The 5160-nt window shown below is 61.4% G+C and carries 4 protein-coding genes and 1 tRNA gene; all 5 read left to right on the top strand.

What is annotated here, in order from left to right; translation table 11 throughout:
- The first annotated feature begins 276 nt into the window (after window positions 1-276).
- The gene (locus tag GBM95_RS10975) at window positions 277-1587 is read left to right on the top strand and encodes a replication-associated recombination protein A (protein WP_193222678.1); all 1311 of its coding nucleotides are present in this window, start codon (window positions 277-279) and stop codon (window positions 1585-1587) included.
- Between the two features lie 203 nt (window positions 1588-1790).
- Window positions 1791-3089, top strand: a complete 1299-nt coding sequence (serS, locus tag GBM95_RS10970) for a serine--tRNA ligase (protein WP_152159133.1) — start codon at window positions 1791-1793, stop codon at window positions 3087-3089.
- A gap of 123 nt (window positions 3090-3212) precedes the next feature.
- A tRNA-Ser gene (locus GBM95_RS10965) sits at window positions 3213-3303 on the top strand.
- 125 nt (window positions 3304-3428) lie between these two features.
- Window positions 3429-4187 carry an SMC-Scp complex subunit ScpB gene (gene scpB, locus GBM95_RS10960; RefSeq protein ID WP_152159131.1) on the top strand — a complete coding sequence of 253 codons (759 nt, stop codon included), beginning with the start codon at window positions 3429-3431 and terminating at the stop codon, window positions 4185-4187.
- On the top strand, window positions 4084-5160 hold a 1077-nt coding region (rluB, locus tag GBM95_RS10955), incomplete at its 3' end, for a 23S rRNA pseudouridine(2605) synthase RluB (RefSeq protein ID WP_152159130.1). The genes scpB and rluB, both read left to right, overlap by 104 nt.

The following is a 5160-nucleotide window of genomic DNA, read 5'->3' as shown; positions in this document are numbered from 1 at the left end:
ACAGGACAGTGAAACGTCTCCGCGCCGATGATAGTTGGTTGTATTTCCAGTGAAAGTAGGTCATCGCCAGGCTCCCTACAAACGAAGCCCCTGTTGATTTGATGTCAGCAGGGGCTTTTCGTCGTCTGTGCTGTCTGTTCGCTCGGTACAATCCTTTTTCTACTTTTCTTCATCCAGAGGTTTCCTGACGCTATGCCTGAGGACACGCTTTTCGGCAGTGATGCAGTTAATGAGCCCCGCCGCTCAGCACGAATTCCGGGCCAGCCGGTGAAGCCCATGCTGCAGCCTCTTGCGGAGCGGCTTCGTCCGCATACGCTCGATGAGGTGATTGGACAAAAGAAGCTCCTCGGGCCTGGAGCGCCTCTGCGCGTGGCTTTTGAAAACCGCCGTCCTCACTCCATGATTCTCTGGGGGCCGCCCGGCGTCGGCAAAACCACGATTGCGCGGCTGATGGCGGATGCCTTTGATCTGCCCTTCATTGCCATTTCCGCCGTACTCGGGGGCGTCAAGGACATTCGCGATGCGGTCGATGAGGCGAAGCGCACCATGTCGGCAACCGGAAAGCCGACGGTGGTCTTCGTCGACGAAGTGCACCGATTCAGCAAGAGTCAGCAGGATGCGTTCCTCCCGCACGTGGAGTCCGGGCTCTTCATCTTTGTAGGCGCAACGACCGAGAATCCGTCCTTTGAAGTGGTGAGCGCGCTTTTGTCGCGCTCGACCGTCTATCAGCTCGAAAGCCTGACGCCTCAGGAAACCGGCGAACTCATTGACCGCGCCATGAAGCGCGAGTTTGCGGAGCTCGAGCTCACGCCTGAAGCCCGGGAGATTCTCATCACGCTTGCCGACGGCGATGCGAGGCGCTGCCTCAATGCGCTCGACGTCTCCTGCACCATGGCGCGCGAGCGAAAAATCGCGCAGATCGATGCTTCGTTTCTCAGAAAAACGACGCCCGCGACCTTAAGGCGCTTCGATAAGGGCGGAGACAACTTCTACGACCAGATCAGCGCCATGCATAAATCCGTGCGCGGCTCCGACCCGGATGCCGCGCTCTACTGGATGATGCGCATGATCGACGGCGGGTGCGACCCCCGCTACATTGCAAGACGTCTGATGCGGATGGCCGTGGAGGATATCGGACTCGCAGATCCGCGGGCGGCGACCGTCGCGCTTGAGGCGGCGGAAATCTTCGAGCGTCTGGGAAGCCCCGAGGGCGAGCTTGCGCTCGCGCAGGCGGCGGTCTATCTCGCCTGCGCTCCGAAGAGCAACGCCGTCTATACGGCAATGAATGAGCTCAGAGACTTCATCAGAAAGGACGGCACCCGTCCGGTTCCCATGCACCTGCGGAATGCGCCCACAAAGCTCATGAAGGACCTGGGCTACAAGGAAGGCTACCGCTACGCGCACGATGAGCCCGGGGCCTTTGCGGCAGGAGAAATTTATCTGCCCGAGGGGCTTGAGGGGAAGCGCTGGTACGTGCCGACGGACCGGGGAACCGAAGCAAGAATTGCTGAAAAGCTTAAAGGCCTTCAGGCGCTCAATGAAAAAGCGCGCGCTGAAGGACGCGGCAGAAAGCGCGGACAAGGCTAGTTCATTTGCATAGGGCGCCGGAAACCGCGAAAATAATAGTTTCTTCCCTCAGAATCCCCGGCTCGCGCATTCGGCATGCCGAACGCCCGCATGCCCGGAAGAGGGCGGACCGATTTTTTATGGATGCAGGTTCTGTTTCTTCGGATCAGACGAAGGAAACGGGACTCTGCGTCATTCATGTCAATATCCAAGGACAAATAAACATGCTCGATGTGACGATGCTCAGGAAGAACCTTCCGGAAGTGGTGGCTCGCCTGAAGACGCGCAATTTCGATTTTCCCGTGGAGGCCTTCACTGAGCTCGAAGACCGCCGCAAGAACGTGCAGCAGAAGACCGAAGAGCTTCAGGCTGCGCGCAATGCCCTCTCGAAGGACATCGGCATGAAGAAGAAGGCAGGCGAGGACGCTACCGAGCTTCTCGCCCGCGCCGCTGAAATCCCCGCTCAGCTCGCCGAGCTCGAGGACGAACTCGAGGAAACGCGCACGAAGCTCCATGACCTGATGCTTCGTGTTCCGAACCTCCCCTCGCCCACGACGCCGATCGGAAAGGACGAGACGGAAAACGTCGAAGTCCGCCGCTGGGGCACGCCGCGCCAGTTCGACTTCGAGATCAAGGATCACGTCGATGTGGGCGCTCCCCTCGGTCTTGACTTCGACACCGCTGCGAAGCTCTCCGGCGCCCGCTTCTGCTTCATGAAGGGCGAAGTGGCGCATCTGCACCGCGCGCTCGCTCAGTTCATGCTCGACGTTCATACGCGCGAACAGGGCTATACCGAGTGCTACACCCCCTACATCGTCACGGCGACCACGATGACGGGCACGGGCCAGCTGCCGAAGTTCGAAGAGGACCTCTTCGCTGCGAAGAAGGGCGGCGCCTACTCCGACATGGAACAGATGTACCTCGTTCCGACTGCGGAAGTGACCCTCACCAATTCGGTTGCGGGCCAGATTCTCAAGGCTAAGGATCTCCCCATCTACCTCACGGCGCATACGCCCTGCTTCCGTTCCGAAGCCGGCGCCTACGGCCGCGACACCCGCGGCATGATCCGCCAGCACCAGTTCGACAAGGTCGAAATGGTGAAGATCGTCCGTCCGGAAGGCTCCTACGACGAACTCGAGAAGCTCACGAACGACGCTGAAGCCATTCTGCAGAAGCTCGAGCTCCCGTACCGCGTGATGGCGCTCTCGACGGGCGACATCGGCTTCGGTTCCTGCAAGACCTACGACCTTGAGGTCTGGATCCCCGCGCAGAACACCTACCGCGAAATCAGCTCCTGCAGCAACTGCGAGGACTTCCAGGCCCGCCGCATGGGCGCCCGCTTCAAGGATGAAAACGGCCGCACGCGCTACGTTCATACCCTGAACGGCTCGGGCCTTGCGGTCGGCCGCACCCTCGTTGCCGTGCTCGAAAACTATCAGAACGCCGACGGCTCCGTCACGATCCCGACGGTGCTTCGCCCCTACATGAACGGCAAGGAAAAGATCGTTCCGGCTGCGAAGTAATCCCCTGAAGTTCGCTTCAATCTGAAGAAAATCCCGCCAACTCTTCGCGAGCGGCGGGATTTTCTTTATGGAAATTTGCTTTTTTCCGAAAAGCTCTGTAATATGCATCCTCTCTCTTGACGCGGAAGGGTGGCAGAGAGGTCGAATGCGCCGGACTCGAAATCCGGTATACGGTTATACCGTATCGTGGGTTCGAATCCCACCCCTTCCGCCACAAGACAGATGACCGATATCCTGGACAAACAAAAGTCCGGGATTTTTTTTGCTTTTTCGATCTAGAATCGAATTTGTTCTTCGTTTTCGGGGAGTGAGCCGATTACAGGCTCCTCATCGGGTCATATGGCCGACTTCACCTCTCAAACCATTCTCGAGGCGGCGCTTCTCACGTCCAGAAAGCCCCTGACCATCCGGGAGATGAGGCGTCTTTTCAATGACGGGCCGTCCGCGAAGACGATCCGTCAGGAGCTCGAGGCGCTCCAGCGCTTCTGGGAAGACCGCGGCATGAGGCTCGAGGAGCTCGCTGACGGCGGCTGGCGCTTCCGCACGGCGCCCGGAGCCATGACCTGGCTCGCGCGTCTCGAGGAGGAGCGCCCGGCCCGCTACTCCCGCGCCGCGATGGAAACGCTTGCCATCATTGCCTACCGGCAGCCGGTGACGAGAGGCGACATCGAGGAAATCCGCGGCGTCACGCTCACCGCGCAGCTTCTCAAGCAGTTTGAGGACCGCGGATGGATCGAAACCGTGGGCTGGCGGGAGACGCCGGGACGACCGGCGCTCCTTGGAACAACGAAGAAATTTTTGAATGATCTGGGTCTCAAAAGCCTGGCAGAGCTGCCCAATCTGAAGGAAGCGCCGTCCGAGGAATTTGAGCTCGGCGACGAAAACCCGGAGGCGCAGGAATCGCCCGGTATCGGCTCGATGCAGCTGCAGGAGGAACTTAATTTTGACCAGGAACGAAACGAAGGGTCGCGGGAATCGCCCGCAGGGCCCGCAGATGAAGAAGCGCACGCCCTTCCGCGCGCCCATGAAGAAGCCCCGTCCGATGCGTCCGCGTCCGGAAGCGGCGGCCGAGGAAATGCCGGCGGAAGCGGGGTTTGAGGGGAATGTCCTCACCGAAAAGCTTCAGAAGGCGCTCGCCGATGCGGGCTGGGGGTCGCGCCGCGAGATGGAGCGCCTGATTGAATCGGGCGTCGTTACCGTGAACGGATCGCCCGCGAAGCTCGGCGACCGCGTGGGGGCGCTTGACGTCATCCGCGTGGAAGGCCGCCTCGTGCGCCGTCCGGCTCAGGAGCCGGGCGAAGCGCCGCGCGTGCTTCTCTACCATAAGCCCGCCGGCGAAATCGTGTCCCGCGACGACCCGGAAGGTCGTCCGAGCGTCTTCGATCACCTCCCGCGCGTTCCTGGCGGACGCTGGATTGCAGTGGGGCGCCTGGACTTCAATACCGAGGGGCTTCTCATCTTCACGACGTCCGGAGCGCTCGCCAACCGCCTCATGCATCCGCGCTACGAAATGGAGCGCGAGTACGCCGTGCGCACGGTGGGCGAGCTTCCCGTCGAGGACGAGCAGAAGCTTCTTACCGGCATCGAGCTCGAGGACGGTCCGGCGAAGTTCCTGACGCTCAACGACGAGGGCGGCAAGGGCCTCAACCACTGGTACACCGTCACGATTCGCGAAGGCAGAAACCGCGAGGTGCGCCGTCTCTTTGAAGCGGTGAATCTCACGGTCTCGCGCCTGATCCGCGTGCGCTACGGCGCCGTGGAGCTCCCCTCCGGGCTCCTGCGCGGAAAGATGAAGGAGCTCGAGCCCGCGGACGTGAAGCGCTGGATTGCAGAGCTTGATCGCCTCGACAAGCAGTCGACCCCGGAAGCCCAGGCCGAGAAGGCCGCGCAGGTGAAGGCGGAGAAGGCCGCCGCGCGCATCCGCTGGCGCGAACGCATGGAAAGGGAGGAGCGCGAAGCCGAGGAAGCCCCGAGGAAGCGGCGCCCGGAAGGCGCTTCCGACCGTACGGGCGTGCCCTTCAAGGGCGGGCGCGACCTGTCGGCGCGACCCACGCAGCGCGCCTATCAGAAG

The organism is Sutterella seckii (assembly GCF_009183815.1).
Classification (GTDB): Bacteria; Pseudomonadota; Gammaproteobacteria; order Burkholderiales; family Burkholderiaceae_F; genus Sutterella; species Sutterella seckii.
This window is presented reverse-complemented; position numbering and strand designations above follow the sequence as displayed.